Annotated in this window: 14 protein-coding genes; 10 read left to right on the top strand and 4 right to left on the bottom strand. The window is 69.1% G+C overall.

Annotated features, from left to right (window positions below):
* Positions 1-105 precede the first annotated feature (105 nt).
* The 4 genes from ACW5DW_RS06555 to ACW5DW_RS06540 all read left to right on the top strand — a co-directional run bounded on the left by ACW5DW_RS06555 (position 106) and on the right by ACW5DW_RS06540 (position 4,326).
* Positions 106-1,470, top strand: a complete 1,365-nt coding sequence (locus tag ACW5DW_RS06555; RefSeq protein WP_457017954.1) for an FAD-dependent oxidoreductase — start codon at positions 106-108, stop codon at positions 1,468-1,470.
* A 179-nt stretch (positions 1,471-1,649) separates the two neighbouring features.
* Entirely contained in the window at positions 1,650-3,095 is a 1,446-nt protein-coding gene (gene sbcB / locus ACW5DW_RS06550; protein WP_457017953.1) for an exodeoxyribonuclease I, read from the top strand.
* On the top strand, positions 3,092-3,778 hold the full coding sequence (locus ACW5DW_RS06545; RefSeq protein WP_457017952.1) for a DUF2461 domain-containing protein: 687 nt from the start codon (positions 3,092-3,094) through the stop codon (positions 3,776-3,778). The genes sbcB and ACW5DW_RS06545 overlap by 4 nt, the downstream gene beginning before the upstream one ends.
* Positions 3,778-4,326 (top strand): DUF2939 domain-containing protein, encoded by a 549-nt coding sequence (locus ACW5DW_RS06540; protein ID WP_457017951.1) that lies wholly within the window; start codon positions 3,778-3,780, stop codon positions 4,324-4,326. Before ACW5DW_RS06545 ends, ACW5DW_RS06540 begins: the two co-directional genes overlap by 1 nt.
* 190 nt (positions 4,327-4,516) lie before the next feature.
* On the opposite strand, the gene ACW5DW_RS06535 is transcribed toward ACW5DW_RS06540, so the two are convergent.
* Together ACW5DW_RS06535 and ACW5DW_RS06530 are read right to left on the bottom strand one after the other, a co-directional pair.
* Entirely contained in the window at positions 4,517-5,989 is a 1,473-nt protein-coding gene (locus ACW5DW_RS06535; protein WP_457017950.1) for an aldehyde dehydrogenase family protein, read from the bottom strand.
* Positions 5,986-7,107: an NAD(P)-dependent alcohol dehydrogenase gene (locus ACW5DW_RS06530; RefSeq protein ID WP_457017949.1), complete on the bottom strand. Its 1,122-nt coding sequence runs from the start codon at positions 7,105-7,107 to the stop codon at positions 5,986-5,988. The genes ACW5DW_RS06535 and ACW5DW_RS06530 overlap by 4 nt, the downstream gene beginning before the upstream one ends.
* 275 nt (positions 7,108-7,382) lie before the next feature.
* On the opposite strand from ACW5DW_RS06530, the gene ACW5DW_RS06525 reads away from it, so the two are divergent.
* A complete protein-coding gene (locus ACW5DW_RS06525; protein WP_457017948.1) occupies positions 7,383-8,396 on the top strand; it encodes a zinc-dependent alcohol dehydrogenase family protein in 1,014 nt (337 codons plus the stop codon).
* Between the two features lie 157 nt (positions 8,397-8,553).
* Here ACW5DW_RS06525 and ACW5DW_RS06520 read toward each other — a convergent pair whose 3' ends face one another.
* Together ACW5DW_RS06520 and ACW5DW_RS06515 are read right to left on the bottom strand one after the other, a co-directional pair.
* Complete coding sequence (locus ACW5DW_RS06520; RefSeq protein WP_457017947.1) at positions 8,554-9,429, bottom strand: hypothetical protein; 876 nt, start codon at positions 9,427-9,429, stop codon at positions 8,554-8,556.
* A 21-nt stretch (positions 9,430-9,450) separates the two neighbouring features.
* Positions 9,451-11,514, bottom strand: coding sequence for a hypothetical protein (locus tag ACW5DW_RS06515; RefSeq protein ID WP_457017946.1), 2,064 nt, complete (start codon positions 11,512-11,514; stop codon positions 9,451-9,453).
* A 446-nt stretch (positions 11,515-11,960) separates the two neighbouring features.
* Here ACW5DW_RS06515 and ACW5DW_RS06510 point away from each other — a divergent pair, with 446 nt between their 5' ends.
* From ACW5DW_RS06510 to ACW5DW_RS06490, 5 genes are all read left to right on the top strand, one after another.
* Complete coding sequence (locus ACW5DW_RS06510; protein ID WP_457017945.1) at positions 11,961-12,992, top strand: sigma 54-interacting transcriptional regulator; 1,032 nt, start codon at positions 11,961-11,963, stop codon at positions 12,990-12,992.
* Positions 12,993-13,266: 274 nt separating this feature from the next.
* Positions 13,267-13,557 carry a hypothetical protein gene (locus tag ACW5DW_RS06505; RefSeq protein ID WP_457017944.1) on the top strand — a complete coding sequence of 97 codons (291 nt, stop codon included), beginning with the start codon at positions 13,267-13,269 and terminating at the stop codon, positions 13,555-13,557.
* Positions 13,558-13,599: 42 nt separating this feature from the next.
* Positions 13,600-15,126, top strand: a complete 1,527-nt coding sequence (locus ACW5DW_RS06500) for a phage tail sheath family protein (RefSeq protein ID WP_457017943.1) — start codon at positions 13,600-13,602, stop codon at positions 15,124-15,126.
* A 10-nt stretch (positions 15,127-15,136) separates the two neighbouring features.
* Positions 15,137-15,661, top strand: a complete 525-nt coding sequence (locus ACW5DW_RS06495) for a phage tail protein (RefSeq protein ID WP_457017942.1) — start codon at positions 15,137-15,139, stop codon at positions 15,659-15,661.
* On the top strand, positions 15,661-16,350 hold the full coding sequence (locus tag ACW5DW_RS06490) for a hypothetical protein (protein WP_457017941.1): 690 nt from the start codon (positions 15,661-15,663) through the stop codon (positions 16,348-16,350). Before ACW5DW_RS06495 ends, ACW5DW_RS06490 begins: the two co-directional genes overlap by 1 nt.
* Positions 16,351-16,356 lie beyond the last annotated feature (6 nt).

Below are 16,356 nucleotides of genomic sequence, written 5' to 3'. Positions count from 1 at the left end.
CTCTTGTCATTTCGACCGCAGGGAGAAATCCTGCGCCCGCCCGCCGGACAGCAGATTTCTCCCTGCGATCGAAATGACAGTTTCAGCGAGTGACAGGACACGGCCTTGGACAGACGCACTGGACAATCGATCACCATCATCGGCGCCGGCCTCGCCGGCACCCTGCTGGCCACCCTGCTTGCACAGCGTGGCTGGCAGGTGGAGGTGTTCGAGAGCCGTGGCGATCCACGGCTGCACGGGTACGCGGGCGGGCGTTCGATCAACCTTGCGCTGGCCGAACGCGGCCTGCATGCGCTGCGCCAGGCCGGCGCCGACCTGGGCGTGATGCGCCAGGCGGTGATGATGCGCGGGCGCATGGTGCATCCGCTCGGCGGCGAGCCCGAGCTGCAGCGCTACGGCCGCGACGACAGCGAGGTGATCTGGTCGATCAGCCGCGCGGAGTTGAACATCGTGCTGATCGAAGCGGCCGAGGCCGCCGGCGCGACACTGCACTTCGACCGGCGCCTGGAGCAGGTCGATTTCGATGCGGGCACCCTGCAGGTCAAGGGCGATGGACACGACGAAACCCGGCCGTTCCGTACGCTTGTCGGCGCCGACGGTGCCGGCTCGACGCTGCGCGCGCAGATGCTGCGCGTACAGGACCTGGGCGAGCGCACCGAATGGCTCGACCACGGCTACAAGGAGCTGGAGATCCCGCCGGGCCCGCACGGCGATTTCCGCATCGAGGCCAACGCGCTGCACATCTGGCCGCGCGGCCACTACATGTGCATCGCCCTGCCCAATGACGAGCGCACCTTCACCGTCACCCTGTTCATGCCGCACGCAGGTCCGCATCCGAGCTTCGCGACGGTGCCCGACGGCGCGACGGCGCTGGCGCTGTTCCGTGACCAGTTCGCCGATGCGGTGCCCTTGATCCCGATGCTCGAAGAGGACTACGAGCGCAATCCCACCGGCTTGCTGGGCACGTTGTACCTAGATCAATGGCACCTGGACGGGCGTGCGGTGCTGCTGGGTGATGCCGCGCACGCGATGGTGCCCTTCCACGGGCAAGGCATGAACTGCGCCTTCGAGGACTGCGTGGCGCTGGCCGACCATCTCGATTCGGCGCCCGACATCGCCGCCGCCTATGCCGGCTTCGCCGAACAGCGAATGCCCGACGCGGCGGCGATCCAGCACATGGCGCTGGAAAACTACATCGAGATGCGCGACCGCGTGGATGACCGCGACTACCGCCTGCAGCGGGCACTGGAGCTGCAGCTGCAGGAGCGGCACCCGGGCCGTTTCATTCCGCACTACAGCATGGTCAGCTTCATGCGCATCCCCTACTCGCAGGCGCTGGCGCGCAGCGACGTACAGCGCGGCATCCTGGTGCGCGCGACCGCCGGGCTCGCAACACTGGGGAAGGTCGACTGGGCAAAGCTGGACGCCGAGGTGTTGGCGTTGCTCGAACCGCTGCCCGCCCACGGGTAGGAGCGGCTTCAGCCGCGACCAGGGCCGCACATCTCGGTAACTTCGGGAATCGCGGGTTCGCGGCTGAAGCCGCTCCTACAGGCGTGCGGGGTGGTGGCGCGGCGATGTGCGGCGGGAGGCTGCGCGCCACGGCAGGCCGCCCGTCCCGGAACCGTCGTTCCCGCGCCTACAATGCCCGCATGCCCGCATCCTTCCTGTTCTACGACCTGGAAACCTTTGGCGCAGATCCGCGGCGCACGCGCATCGCGCAGTTCGCGGCGATCCGCACCGACGAAGCGCTCAACGAGATCGAGGAGCCGATCGACTTCCTGGTCCGCCCTGCCGACGACCTGCTGCCCTCGCCCGACGCCACCATGGTCACCGGCCTGCCACCGCAGCGCGCATTGGCCGAAGGCGTGTCCGAAGCCGAAGCCTTCGCCCGCATCTTCGAGGAAATGTCGCGCCCGCAGACCTGCACGCTCGGCTACAACTCGCTGCGCTTCGACGACGAGTTCGTGCGCTATGGCCTGTATCGCAACTTCCACGATCCCTACGAACGCGAGTGGCGCGGCGGCAACTGCCGCTGGGACCTGCTTGACGTGCTGCGCCTGATGCATGCCCTGCGCCCGGATGGCATCAGCTGGCCGCAGCGCGAGGACGGCAAGGGCACCTCGTTCAAGCTCGAGCACCTGGCCATCGCCAACGGCGTGCGCAGCGGCGATGCGCACGAGGCGCTGTCGGACGTGCGCGCCCTGATCGGGCTGGCGCGGCGCTTCCGCGACGCGCAGCCGCGCCTGTGGGATTACGCCCTGCGCCTGCGCGACAAGCGCTACGCCGCCACCCTGCTCGACACCGTCGCGATGACGCCAGTGCTGCACGTCTCGCAGCGCTACCCGGCCACCCGCCTGTGCGCAGCGGCCGTGGTGCCGGTCACGCGCCATCCACGCATCGACAGCCGGGTGATCGTGTTCGACCTCGACGGCGATCCCGACACGCTGCTCCAGCTCGACGCCGACACCATCGCCGCCCGCCTCTACCTGCGCGCCGACCAGTTGCCCGAGGGCCAGGCGCGCATCCCGCTCAAGGAAGTCCACCTCAACCGCTGCCCGTCGATCGTGCGCTGGGACCATCTGCGCAGCGACGACTTCGTCCGCTTGTCGATCGATCCCGCGATTGCCCAATCGCGCGCCGCACGCCTGCGCGAAGCCGGCCCCGAACTGGCCGAGAAGCTGCGCCGCGTCTATGCGCAGGAGCGCGAACAGTCCGCCGCCGACGCCGATGCCGCGCTCTACGACGGTTTCCTGCAGGACGGCGACAAGCGCCTGTTCGCCGACGTGCGCGCCACCCCGCCCGCGCAGTTGGGCAGCCGCAGCTTTGGTTTCCGCGATCCGCGCATGCCCGAACTGCTGTTCCGCTACCGTGCCCGCAACTGGCCCGACACCCTGGACGCGGACGAACGCCAGCGCTGGAACGACTATCGCCGCCAGCGCCTGGCCGACGGCAGCACCCTGTCCGAACTCGGGTTCACGCCCTATTTCGATCGCATCGCCACACTGCGCGGCGAGCACGCCGGCAATGCCGAGCGACTTGCCCTGCTCGACCAGCTCGACGCCTGGGGCCAACACCTGCACGCATCACTGGCATGAGCACATATTTCACCGACAAGAGCCTGAAGTTCCTCCGCAGCCTGGCGCGCCACAACGAGCGCGTCTGGTTCCACGCACGCAAGGACGACTACGAGGCGCACGTGCGCGAGCCGTTCCAGCGCTTGCTCGACGACCTGCAGGGCCCGCTGGCGGAAGTCAGCCTGCACTTCCGCTCCGATTCGAAGAAGGTCGGCGGCTCGATGTTCCGCATCCAGCGCGATACGCGCTACGCGCACGACAAGGCCCCGTACAAGGAATGGCAGGGCGCGCGCCTGTTCCACGAACGCAGCCGCCAGGTGTCCGCGCCCTCGTTCTACCTGCACCTGGAGCCGGGCGGCAGCTTCTTCGGCGGCGGCATCTGGCATCCCGACACGCCGGTGCAACGCCAGATCCGACAGTTCATCTTCGACAATCCCGGCGGCTGGAAGGCGGCCGCGCATGCGCCCGCGTTCCGGCGTCGTTTTGATCTGGACAGCGACCAGATGCTGGTGCGCCCGCCGCGCGGCTTCCCGGCCGACTTCGAGTTCATCGACGACCTGCGCCACCGCAACTTCGTCGCCTGGCGCGGCATCGACGACGAGGTGATGCTCGGACCGCGCCTGCTCGCCACGCTGCAGAAGGATTTGCACGCGCTCACCCCCTTCATGGACTATCTGTGCGCCTCGCTGGACCTGGAGTTCTGATGCGCAAGTGGCTCATCCTGTCCGTCCTGCTGCTCGCTTCGCTGCTGGCCTACGTCGCGGCGGGACCGTGGCTCACCATGACCGCCATCGGCAAGGCGGTGCGCGAAGAGAACCATGCCGCGCTCGCCCGCCACGTCGACTTCCCGCCGCTGCGCGCCAGCCTCAAGGCCCAGTTCGGCGACCGCCTCGCGCGCAGCGTTGGCATCGAGCGGCAGACCGGCCTGCTCGGCGCGCTGGGCATGACCGTCGCCAACGAACTGGCTGGCGGCGCCGTCGACCTGATGGTCACGCCTTATGGCCTCGGCGCGCTGATGGAAGGCCGCAAGGTCTGGAACCGCGCCAGCGGACTGCCGCCGCCGCGCACCGAGGCAGGCGCGACCGCCCGGCCAGACCCATGGCGCAATGCGCAGCGGCGCTATGAGTCGACATCGCGCTTCACCGCCACCGTACACACCGAAGACGGCGCGCCGGTGGTGTTCGTGCTGACCCGCAAGGGCCTGCGCTGGAAGCTGTCGGATATCCGGCTGCCGCCTGCGGGCGTGGGTTGAGCAGCCCGCCGGCGGAGTACCCGCGCACCGCCTGGCAGCCCGCACCTGTAGAAGCGGCTTCAGCCGCGACCTGCGGCAGACAGGTCTGAACGACCGTCCTCATCCTTGGCGACGTGGGCGACAGGCGCGGGGTGTTGCTGGCGATCGCGGCTGAAGCCGCTCCTACAGGTGGGTGTGTGTCGCGGCGGGATCAGAATGGATAGGTGCGCGGCCCGGTCTGCACGGTGATCCACTGGTCGCGCGTGAACTCTTCGATGGCCCAGTCGCCGTTGAAGCGGCCGAGCCCGGAATTCTTCTCGCCGCCGAACGGTGCATTCGCCTCGTCGTTGACCGGCATGTCGTTCACGTGGGTCATGCCGGCGCGGATGCGTCGTGCGAATGCAAGGCCGCGCGCGACGTCGCCGGTGAACACCGCGCTCGACAGCCCGTAGTCGCTGTCGTTGGCCAGCTCCAGCGCGTGCCCGGCATCGCGCGCCGACAGGATGCCCACCAGCGGCCCGAAGATTTCCTCGCGCGCGATCTCCATCCCGGCGGTGACATCGCCGAACACGTGCGGCGGCATCACGTTGCCCTTCGGCTCGCCGCCGACAAGCATCGTCGCGCCCTCCTGCTTGGCGCGCGCCACCTTCGCGCGCAGCCCGTCGAGCTGGCTGGCATTGATGACCGGCCCCACCACCGTGTCCGGCTTGTCGGGATCGCCGACCGGCAGCGCCTTGACGCGTTCGACGAAGCGCGTGGTAAACGCCTCCAGCACCGGCGCCTCGACGATGATCCGGTTCACCGCCATGCAGATCTGCCCCTGGTGCAGGAACTTGCCGACCACAGCCGCGGCCACCGCAGCCTCGATGTCGGCATCGGCCAGCACCACGAAGGGACTGTTGCCGCCCAGCTCCAGCGCCACGCGCTTGAGGTGCTCGCCGCCGCTGGCGATGCGCCCGATGCCGCGTCCGACCGACGTGGAGCCGGTGAAGGAAATGAACGCCGGAACCGGATGCTCGACGAAGGCATCGCCGATCTCCGAGCCGGCGCCGACCAGCACGCTGAGCAGGCCCGGCGGCAGTCCGGCTTCCTCGAAGATATGCGCCAGCAGCAGGCCGCCGGTCACCGGCGTGTCGCTGGCCGGCTTGATCACCACCGCGTTGCCGAGCGCGAGTGCCGGCGCCACCGAGCGCGCGCTCAGGTGCAGCGGGAAATTCCACGGGCTGATCACCCCGACCACCCCCAGCGCCTGCCGATACACCAGGCTCTGCCTGCCGCGCACGTCGGAGGGAAGGATGTGGCCGTGGCTGCGGCCGGGCATGCCGGCCGCCTCCAGTGTGATGGCGCGCGCCGAACCCCATTCGATGCCCGCCTTGATCCGGGTGCTGCCGGATTCGCGGACCAGCCAGTCGATGATCTCGTCCTTGCGCGCGTCGAAGATCGTCACCGCCTTGTGCAGCACGGCGGCGCGCGCGCCCGGGCCCATGGCTTCCCACGCCGGCTGCGCGTCCTGCGCGGCGCGATAGGCCTCGTCGAGGTCTTCGTGGCTGGCCATCGCGATGTCCAGCAATGCCTCGCCGTTGAAGGGATCACTCACCTTGAGCCGACGTCCGGCGCCGCCCTCGCGCCAGCTGCCTGCGATCGGCAGCAGTCCGATCCGCTCGTAGCCTGCCGGGCCGCTCATCGCGGCTGCTCCACGGTGGCGGCGGATGCCGCGGGCATTCGCAGCACCGGCTTGACCGTCACACCGCTCGCGGAGTCGTCGAACGCCTGGGCAATCTGGTCAAAATCGTAGAAGCGCACCAGCCTGTCGAAGGGGAACCTGCCGGCCTTGTAGAACGCGACCAGCTGCGGGATGAACACCCGTGGCACCGAGTCTCCCTCGATCACGCCGATCATGCCCTTGCCCTCGGCCATCAGGTCGTTGTGCACGTCGATCTCCATCTTCGGCGTCACGCCGACGATGGCCACGCGACCCAGCGGGCGCAGCGCATTGAGTGCCTGGCGCACCACCGGCGGCGCGCCCGTGGTCTCCACCGCGTAATGGCTGCCGCCGCCGGACGCGGCCTTGATCTCCTTCACCACGTCGACGTCCTTGCCGTTGTAGGCGTGCGTGGCGCCGAGTTCGCGCGCGAGCTCGAGCCGGTTGTCGTGCACGTCCACCGCGAAGATCTGTGGGCAGCCGGCGATCTTCGCCGCCATGATTGCGCTCAGCCCGACCGCACCGCAGCCATAGACCGCGATGGAAGTGCCGAACTCGGGCCTGATCGAGTTGAGCACGGTGCCGGCGCCGGTCTGGATGCCGCAGCCCAGCGGTCCGAGCAGCGCCAGGTCCACGTCCTTGTCGACCTTGACCACGTTACGCTCGTGCGCCACGGCATGCGTGCCGAACGAGGACTGCCCGAAGAAGGTGGACAGGTCCGCATCGCCCTGGTGCAGGCGTGCGCTGCCGTCGTCCATGCGGCCGCCGAAATTCAGGTCGTTGAAGATGTCGCAGACGGTGGGATGGCCGGTCAGGCAATTGGCGCACTGGCCGCAATGTGCGAACGACATGACGACATGGTCGCCCGGCACCAGGCTGGTGACGTTCTGGCCGACCTTCTCGACCACGCCCGCGCCCTCATGGCCGAGCACGATCGGGTACGGCGATACCGCCAGGTCACGTCCCACCGCATCGGTATGGCAGACCCCGGTGGCCACCACCCTCACCAGCACCTCGCCGGGGGCTGGCCCGGACAGATTCACTGCCTCGATGGAAAAGGGTTCGCCCTGTGCGCGTGTCACCGCTGCCTGGATCTTCATGCAGGTCTCCAATCACGAATGTCGGTTCCAGCATGCACCCTGCGCGCGTAACCCCGCGTTGGAAATCTGCAATGGAACGGAGTGTCGCAAGCGGTGCGCTACGGAGGCCCCGAGCGGCATTCACGGGCGCGGCTCGAACCGCTGTCGTCCCCGTTGAGCCGAGCGCGCTTTGGCGCCGCGCAACGCGACGGCCTGTTCCATCACCGCCCGGTCTGGACTGACGACGCTGGCGCACAATGCATGCGGCCCGACGACGGGCAATACGGAGGCGCGGGATGAAGGCATACCGGATCACGCACGGCGGGCAGATCGATGGACTGCGGCTGGACGACATCGCCCAGCGGCCCCTGCAACCCCATGAAGTCCGCGTGCGGGTGCGCGCCGTGTCGCTGAACTACCGCGACCTGATGATCGCGCGCGGCGCGTACACGACGGGCGCGGATGGCACCGTCATCCCCTGCTCCGACGGCGCCGGCGACGTGGTCGCGATCGGCGACATGGTCAGCCGCGTCAAGCCCGGCGACCGGGTGGCGGCATCGTTCTTCCCGCACTGGCACGACGGCGCGCCCGACCGGCACAAGCTGCGCAGTTCGCTCGGTGGCGACGTCGACGGCATGCTCGCCGAGGAAGTCACCCTGCATGAGGACACCCTGGTCCTGCTCCCCGCACAGCTCGGCTACGTGGAGGCCGCCACCCTGCCCTGCGCAGGCGTGACCGCGTGGAACGCGATCTTCGAAACCGCCGACCTGCGGCCCGGCGACAGCGTGCTGTTGTTGGGTACGGGCGGCGTTTCGATCCTCGGCCTGCAGCTGGCGAAGGCGGCGGGCCTGCGCGTTGTCATCACCTCGTCCAGCGACGCCAAGCTTGATCGCGCACGCACCCTGGGCGCGGATGCGACGGTCAACTACCGCGACATGCCCGAGTGGCAGGACGAGGTGCTGCGCCTGACCGGCGGCGAAGGCGTCGACCTGGTGCTCGAAGTGGGCGGGCAGGACACGGCCGCCCGCTCCATCGCCGCCACTGCGATTGGCGGCACCATCGCGGTGATCGGTGGCGTCAGCGGCTTTGGCGGCGAGATCAGTCCGTTCGCACTGCTCAGCGCCAAGCGGTTGGCCGGCGTCTTCGTCGGCAGCCGGGCGATGCTGGAGCAGGTCATCCGTTCGATGGTCACCAGCGGCATCACGCCAGTGGTCGACCGCGTCTTCCCGTTCGGTGAGGCGCAGGCGGCATACCGCCATCTGGAATCAGGCGCGCACCTGGGCAAGGTCGTGATCGAAGTGGCCGGCTAGCGGCACGCATCCCGGCCAGCACGATCGCCTGCACGCCACCGGGCGTGCAGGACCGGGTCAACGCAAGCGCAGCACCGTGGTCGTGCCGCGCTGCTGTTCGGAATCGACACCAGCCTCCGGATCTCTCCCCGGCCGCTGTTCTCGCCGCTGCCACACCTCATCCAATCGCGTCGGCGATCTCCCTGGCGATGCGGGGATCGCCCAAGTAACCGACGATGGAATGCGGGTCGTCGTGGCCATTCTCGAAGTCCGGGTAGTTGGTGACGCCGAGACCGAACGTATGCCCGGTCAACTCGCCCTGCAGCGCCACGAAATCCTCCGGGTCGGCGCCGTTGACCCAGCGCTGCACGTTGTCGGGACGCGTGCGTGGTTTCGCGAAGCCCTTGCGCACGCTGTCGATGCCCAGCGGCGAGCCCAGCGTGACCAGCAGCGGCGACTGGCGCGGGCGCCCGTTGCGGGCGAACTCGCGCAGCATGGAATACGCCACGATGGTGCCCAGCGAGTGCGAGACGACGATCGCCGGCTCGTCGTCCTCGAACAGCGGCCGGACCAGCTTGTTGACCTCGTCATGGACATGCTGGTTGCGGATGTAGGCATGCGCCTGCCCCAACACGCGCAGCGCCAGCGTTCCGCGCAACGGAGACACCTTCTCCACGACGCGCGCGATCGCCTTGACCCACTTCTTGTGGATGCCCGCGCCCTGGGCCACGACCGTGGTCGCCGCCTCGTCCTGGATCATCTGCTCGGTCACGCCCATGCGCAGCGCCATCTGCTTGAGCGCGTCGAGCGCGAACTCGTCGAAGTCATCGCTGGCTTCTTCCGCGCCCAGCGCGATGGCCTGGCTGGTGACCTTGGCCGAGCTGAGCGTCTCGAGCGTGTCGCCGTAGAACGCGGCCTCGATGCGCGACAGCCTTGCCAGCGGATCGGGGCCTTGCCTGGCGTAGCTCGCATGCAGCGCATCCAGCCAGTCGTCGTGGATCTTGCGCGCGCTCTTGCCCTGCTGGTTGATACCGTGGACCAGGATCATGCGCATGGACGTGCTCCGTGGATGGATCTAGTTGACGACGACGTACTGGCTCGCCAGCGCGGACGTTTCGAGGCCCACCAGTTCCTCCAGCGCCTGCCGCCCCGCGGGCAGGAAGCCGGTGAACGCGCCCGGTGCGAGATGCGCCATCGCCGCCAGGGCCTGCTTGCGCCAGGGCTCCGCGCTCTTGTCGCAGCTCGCGGTGGTGACTGCGCCCCACGCATGGCGCATCCAGGGGACGCGTCCGGCGAGCGGATGCCTGTCGAATCCCGGCGTGGCGTCGAAGCAGAAGCCCTGACGCTGCTCCCCGCGCGTCCGCGGCGTGCGGGCAGGCACCGCCGGGATGTCGGCGTACAGGCGACCCCCGGATTCGAAGACGCGCCCGCCGCCATACAGCACGATATCCAGCGGCACCGGCTGCCCACACTGGGCATAGAAGCTCGCCATCGAGCGCAGGCTGTCGATATCGCGGATGGTGTCGTAGAACTGCGCGACGATGCAGCCCAGGGTGATGACCCGGTGCTTGCCATCGCGCAGGGACATGGCCGCATCGATGATCTCGTCCTGGCTCAGCAGCCCGGCATTGGCCCGCGCCATCAGGTCGATGGCGATCCGGCCTTGGGACTCGTCTGCACCGATGCGGCGGTGGAACAGGCTGATCGATGTCTCGTCCAGCACATGCATCGCGGCGACGAATTCCTGGACCACGCAGACCGAACACAGGCGCCCACTGGCGAGCGTGACCACGGTGTCGCTCCAGAGCAGCGAGTCGCTCGAGTCGCCGAGGTGGATACGGAACCAGTTGGGTTCTCCCTCCACGGGGGAGACCTCGCCATGCGAGGCCTGGACCTCGACGACATCTGCACCGCTGACGCAGATCCCGCATCCTGTCTCGAAATGATCGCGCACGGTGGCGCGTCCGACCTGTTCGGCGAATGCGTCGCGCCTGGCCTCGCGCGTCTGAAGGATGGCCTGCGCCTGCTCGGCCAGCGCAACCAGCCGCTCCGGCAGCCTGAGCCGCACCTTCTCCACCGCGCGCAGGCTTCGCGCGGGTTGCGGGGACTGGCCCGCGCGCGCGCTGCCATTGCCGGCTGACGAAGGCAGCGGGGGGCGCCCGGAAGCGGGCGCAGCGCCGGATGGGCCTGCTGGCGCAGGCGGCGTCGACGGTGCGGGTGCCATCGCCGGTGGCGGTGATGTTGCCGGTGCGGGAGGCGCGGCAGTGGTGGGGGGCTCAACTCCAGCGGATGGCGCTGCTGCGGTCTGTGGCGTTGCCCCCGCTTGCGTCGGCGCCGGCATGGGCAGCTGTCCCACGGCCTGCGGCGGCATCTTCAGGTAGATGCGATCGGTGTAGAAGCCCGGTTTGGGGCGCGGGACCATCCGCACGCCGTATTTCCCGGCTTCCTGCGCAACGTGGCCGTCCAGGTACACGGCGAGCGACTGGCTGGTGACCGCCAGATCCTGGCCGATCTGTTCGTACGAGGCCTGCGCCGCGTCACCTTCCAGCGCGTCGAGCAGCACCTCGGTGAACAGGCAGAAGTCGTCCTGCCCGTCAACGCCCTTGATCATGAAGGCCTGCTTGCCCGCGTCGACCGCAAAGAACTGGTCCAGCTCGTACGGCGCCTGGTCTTCGTCCGGCATGTCCAGCACCGGACTGCCGACGACGTCGATGAACTTCGCCGAGAACTCCTGGCAGGCGTCGCCGATGATCGCCACCTGGCGGGGGCCGTAGTACTCCAGCATCCGCTGCAGCGAGGACACCTTGATCGCCTCGGTGGGACGCTTTTTCCAATGGGTCAGGATCCAGTACTGGTCCCCGACCGCCATCGCGGCGCCATGCCCGGCAAAGAACACCACCAAGCGCTTGAGCTCGGTGCGGTCGGTGACCTCGGTGATGGCGGCGGCCATCTGGTCGCGCAGCAGGTCGACCGTGACCTCCCCGTGCTTGCGGTCATGGACGAGGACCGTCGCGTAGCCCTGGGCCGCGGCCCAGGCCGCCATCCGTTCGGCCGCCTTGATCGCCCCGGGCAGCTCGTCCAGATCGCCACCGGGCCTGGAGACGCCGATCGAAACGAAGACCCGGTCCGACTCTGTCACGTTTCAATCTCCGTCAGTCCCGAGCGGCGGGCCGGGCATCGGGCAGGGCGCCTGGTCCAATCCCGCCAGCAGAACCAACGCCGAACCCGGGAGGTGTCGGACAGGCCGGCAATCCAGCCAGACGTGGTCATGCACGTGCTGGTCCGCATCCGTCGCAAGACCTGCCGCCATGCGCTGGGCGGCCTGCGTCCCGCTGTCCGCTGGCGTGGCTCCTTGGCGTTGTCTGCACTGAGCACGGAGCGTGTTCGTCCAGGCCCATGGCCTCGACGACGCGGTCCGCGCCGGCATCCGGCCCGGCGTTCCGGCGAGGTTGCGGAGCGCGAAGCCGCAGGATGCACGATCGACAAACCACAGGGGACTCACCGCGCAGCAAGCGCAGGCCTGCTTGCGTGATCCGTTGACGGCATCGGCCGTCGCGGCACGCAACGGGACATGTGGAGGGACCCATGACGTCGGCGCCGCTTTCTCCTCTCGAGCCCACCGGCTTCCATCCCGAGCGCACGCCGGCTTCAGGGCGTCCGCCGCAGGGCCTGCTCGGCGCCTCTTTGGCATTCGAGCGCATGGTGACCGACATCCGGATGCTCGCGCGCACCGATGCGCCTGTGCTGCTCGACGGCGAGACCGGCTCGGGCAAGGAGCTCGCCGCGCGTGCCATCCACTACCTGGGCGAACGCGGCAGCCGACCCTTCGTGCCGGTGAACTGTGGCGCGATCCCGGAGGCGCTGTTCGAGTCGGAGCTGTTCGGCCACGTGCGCGGTGCGTTCACCGATGCGCGCACGCCGCGCGCCGGACTGGTGTGCCATGCCGAGGGCGGCACGCTGTTCCTGGACGAGATCGACACCCTGCCGCCAAAAGGCCAGGTGGTGCTGCTTCGCTTCCTGCAGGACCGCCGCTACCGGGTGCTTGGCCAGTCGCACGAAACCGTGTCGGACGCACGCATCCTCGCCGCCAGCAACCGTTGCCTCGAGGACGAGGTGACCGCGGGTCGCTTCCGCAGCGACCTGCTCTATCGGCTGAACATCCTGCGCCTGCGCGTCCCGCCGCTGCGCGAGCGCGGTGACGACGTCGCACTGTTGTGCCGCCACTTCGCACGGATCTACGCCGGCCGCTACGACCTGCCCTGCCCGGAGTTCGCACCGCAGGCGCTGGCGCGGCTGCAATCGCAGGCCTGGCCCGGCAACGTGCGCGAGCTGGAAAACACGGTGCACCGGATGGTGCTGCACGGCACGGTGGACGCACCGGGCGAGACCGACCCGAACCAGGCGCAATCGCCGCCTGCCGGCCACGTGCAGGCAAGTTTCCGCGATGCCAAGGCCGAGGCGATCGCGGCGTTCGAGCGCCGCTACCTGTGCAGCGTGATGGCGCATACCGGCGGCAACGTCAGCGCTGCCGCGCGCCTGGCACAGACCGACCGACGCGCGCTGGGGCGCCTGCTGAAGAAGCACGGCGTCGACTGCGACCGCTACCGGAACGGCTGAGACGCCGGGGCTGCGCATGGACGCCGCACATCGCCATGCGCCCGGTGGGATGCCGGCGCCCCACGGGTGGGCTGGCAACGTCCCATCCGCCGCGCCCACCCGCGAAGGCGCGCGGCGCCGCGCTTCGTCGCTCTCAGCCGGTGCGCACGGCTGCGATGCGGGACGCCCATGCCGCATCCAGCCGGATCTGCAAACCATTGATCTACTACGCCTCCGCCTGCTGGCACGCAGCTTGCGCTCAAACCATCCGGGCACGTCATCGATGGATGGGGCCATGTCGGTCGGCGAACGCGGACGCTCACGGGAGCTGCAGCGCGCACTGCGCGGCTACCTGGTGCGGCATCCGGGCGCGGCCGATGGCGTGGCCGGCATCCGCCTGTGGTGGTTGCCAGCGCACCTGCAAGGCATCGGAGACAGCGAACTGCGCGGCGCGCTCGATGACCTGGTCAGGCACGACGAAATACAGCGCATCGCACTGCTCGACGGCAGCGAGCTCTACGCCTCTCCCGCGACGGTCGCGTCCTCCGCCCACCGCGACACGCAATCCCGGCCGACCCGCCACTGAGGCACCGGCGTTTCCCGCACCACCGAGTCCAGGAGCAGTTCCATGCCACAAGCCCTCACCTACCCCGGCGTCTACATCGAGGAAGTCTCCAGCGGCGTGCGCACGATCACCGGCGTGGCGACCTCGATCGCGCTGTTCATCGGCTGGGCCGCGCGCGGCCCGGTGGACCGTGCGGTGCGCATCACCGGCTTCGCCGACTACGAACGCCGCTTCGGCGGCCTCGACCAGCGCACCCTGCTCGGCTACTCCGTGCGCCACTTCTTCGACAACGGCGGCGGCGATGCCTACATCCTGCGCCTGGCCGCCAGTGGCCTCGAGGAGGAGGAAGACGAGGGCCTCAACGCTGCGGGTGCGGTCGCTGCCGCCGAGGGTCTGGCCGTCTCCGCCAGCTCCCCCGGCGAATGGGCCAACGACGTGCGCGTGCGCGTGATCCGCCGGACCGGTGCGGATGCGGCCGATCCCGTGGCACTGCGCTTCAAGCTGGAGGTGATCAACCATCCCACAGAGGACGCGGTGGTGGAAGTGTTCGAGAACCTGTCGATGGATCCCGCCGACCCGCGCTTCGCCGATGACGTGGTGAACGGACGTTCGCTGTTCATCACCGTCGAGGCCGACGGCGACCCGCCCGATGACGGGGTCGTACTCGAACTCGACGGCGGCGCCGACGGCGTGGCCTGGACCGCCGCTGACGGCGATTTCCGCACCGCACTGCTGGCCAGCTTCGGCATCGGCACGCCCACCGATCGCATCGACCTGTTCAACCTCGCCTGCGTGCCGGGGCTGACCGATGCAGCCACCATCTCGTCGCTGCAGGGCCGCTGCCGCGAGCGCCGGGCGTTCCTGATCGTCGACGCCCCGGAGGAAGCGACCGTCGAGAACATGGTCGACGACGGCCTCGACGACATCACCGGCGCCGACGCCAACTACTCGGCGCTGTACTACCCCTGGGTGCGCGCGCCCGACCCGCTCAAGCAGGGCGTGCCGCGCGCGTTCCCGCCCTGCGGCTTCGTGGCCGGCGTGTACGCACGCACCGACGCCAGCCGTGGCGTATGGAAGGCGCCAGCGGGAATCGATGCCGGCATCAACGGCGCCTCGGCGCTGGCAGTGGCGATGAGCGATGCCGAGAACGGACAGCTCAACCCCCAGGGCATCAACTGCCTGCGCGCGCTGCCGGTGTACGGCTCGGTGGTGTGGGGCGCGCGCACCCTGCACGGCCACAACGACCGCGCATCGGAATGGAAGTACGTGCCGGTGCGGCGCATGGCGCTGTTCCTCGAGGAGAGCCTGTACCGCGGCACGCAGTGGGTGGTGTTCGAGCCCAACGACGAGCCGCTGTGGGCGCAGATCCGGCTCAATGTCGGCGCGTTCCTGCAGAACCTGTTCCGCCAGGGCGCGTTCCAGGGCAGGTCGCCGCGCGAGGCGTACTTCGTCAAGTGCGACCGCGAGACCACGACCCAGACCGACATCAACATGGGCGTCGTCAACATCCACGTCGGCTTCGCGCCGCTGAAGCCGGCCGAGTTCGTGGTCATCCGGCTGCAGCAGATCGCCGGCGACATCCCTGTCTGAGGAGCGGACCATGGCACAGTTTTCCGTCAATGCAGCGCGCTTCGATCCCTACAAGAACTTCAAGTTCCGGCTCAAGTGGGACGGGCGCTTCGTCGCCGGGATCAGCAAGTGCTCCGCGCTCAAGCGCAGCACCGAAGTAGTCGAGCACCGCGAGGGCGGCGACCCGAGCACATCGCGCAAATCGCCCGGCCGCAGCAAATACGAACCGCTCACCCTCGAGCGCGGCGTCACCCACGACCCGGAGTTCGAGAAGTGGGCCAACAAGGTCTGGAACTACGGCTCCGGGCTCGGCGCTGAAGTCTCGCTGCGCGACTTCCGCAAGGACCTGATCCTCGAGGTCTACAACGAGGCCGGCCAGGTCGTGCTGGCGTACAGGATCTACCGCTGCTGGGTGTCGGAGTACCAGGCGCTTCCCGACCTCGACGCCAACGCCAACGCAGTCGCGATCCAGACGCTCAAGCTCGAGAACGAGGGCTGGGAGCGCGACTACGAAGTCGCCGAGCCGTCCGAACCGGTGTTCAGCGAGCCGGCCTGATGCACGCCGACGCTCTACTGCTGGACCTGTGGGAGGGCGCGGCCGGCCATCGCGGTGCGCAGCGCGAGCATGCGCTGCTCGGCGAGGCTCCGCGTTCGCTGCCCGAGCGCAATCTGGCAGCGCTGCGGCGCCACGCGGAACTGTTCGGGACCGCGGTCGAGCTGATCGGGCGATGCCCGCACTGCGGGACGACGGTGGAATTCACCGTCGATGCGGATCGCTGCACGGGCACGCTGGTCGCGGATGCGGAAGAGTCCCCATCTTCGGCGGAATGGCACGTGCTCGCCGGTGATGGCGCTGCCACCCGCTTCAGGCTGCCGACGCCCGACGACCTGGATGCGCTGCAGGCGATCGAGGATGCCGACGCATTCGCCGACGCCTTGCTTGCGCGCTGCGTGGACGGTGGCATCCCGGCCGATCACGCGCTGCGCGATGCGATCGCCGGGCGCATGCAGGAATTGCTACCTGGCGCAACGCTCGACTTCGCGCTCCAGTGCCCGGATTGCAGCCACGCCTGGCGCGCTCCGCTGGATCCGGTCGACCTGCTGTGGCGCGTGCTGCGCGCCCGCGCAGAGCGCTTGCTGGTCGAGGTGGCGTTGATCGCGCAGCGTTTCGGCTGGAGCGAGCGCGAGATCCTCGCGCTTGGGCCGGTCCGTCGCGCCGCCTACCTGCAGCTGGCGGGCGCCTGAGGGCGG

This window comes from Luteimonas sp. A482 (genome assembly GCF_054072655.1).
The sequence above is the reverse complement of the archived record's forward strand: the minus strand, read 5'-3'. Positions and strand labels throughout refer to the sequence as shown.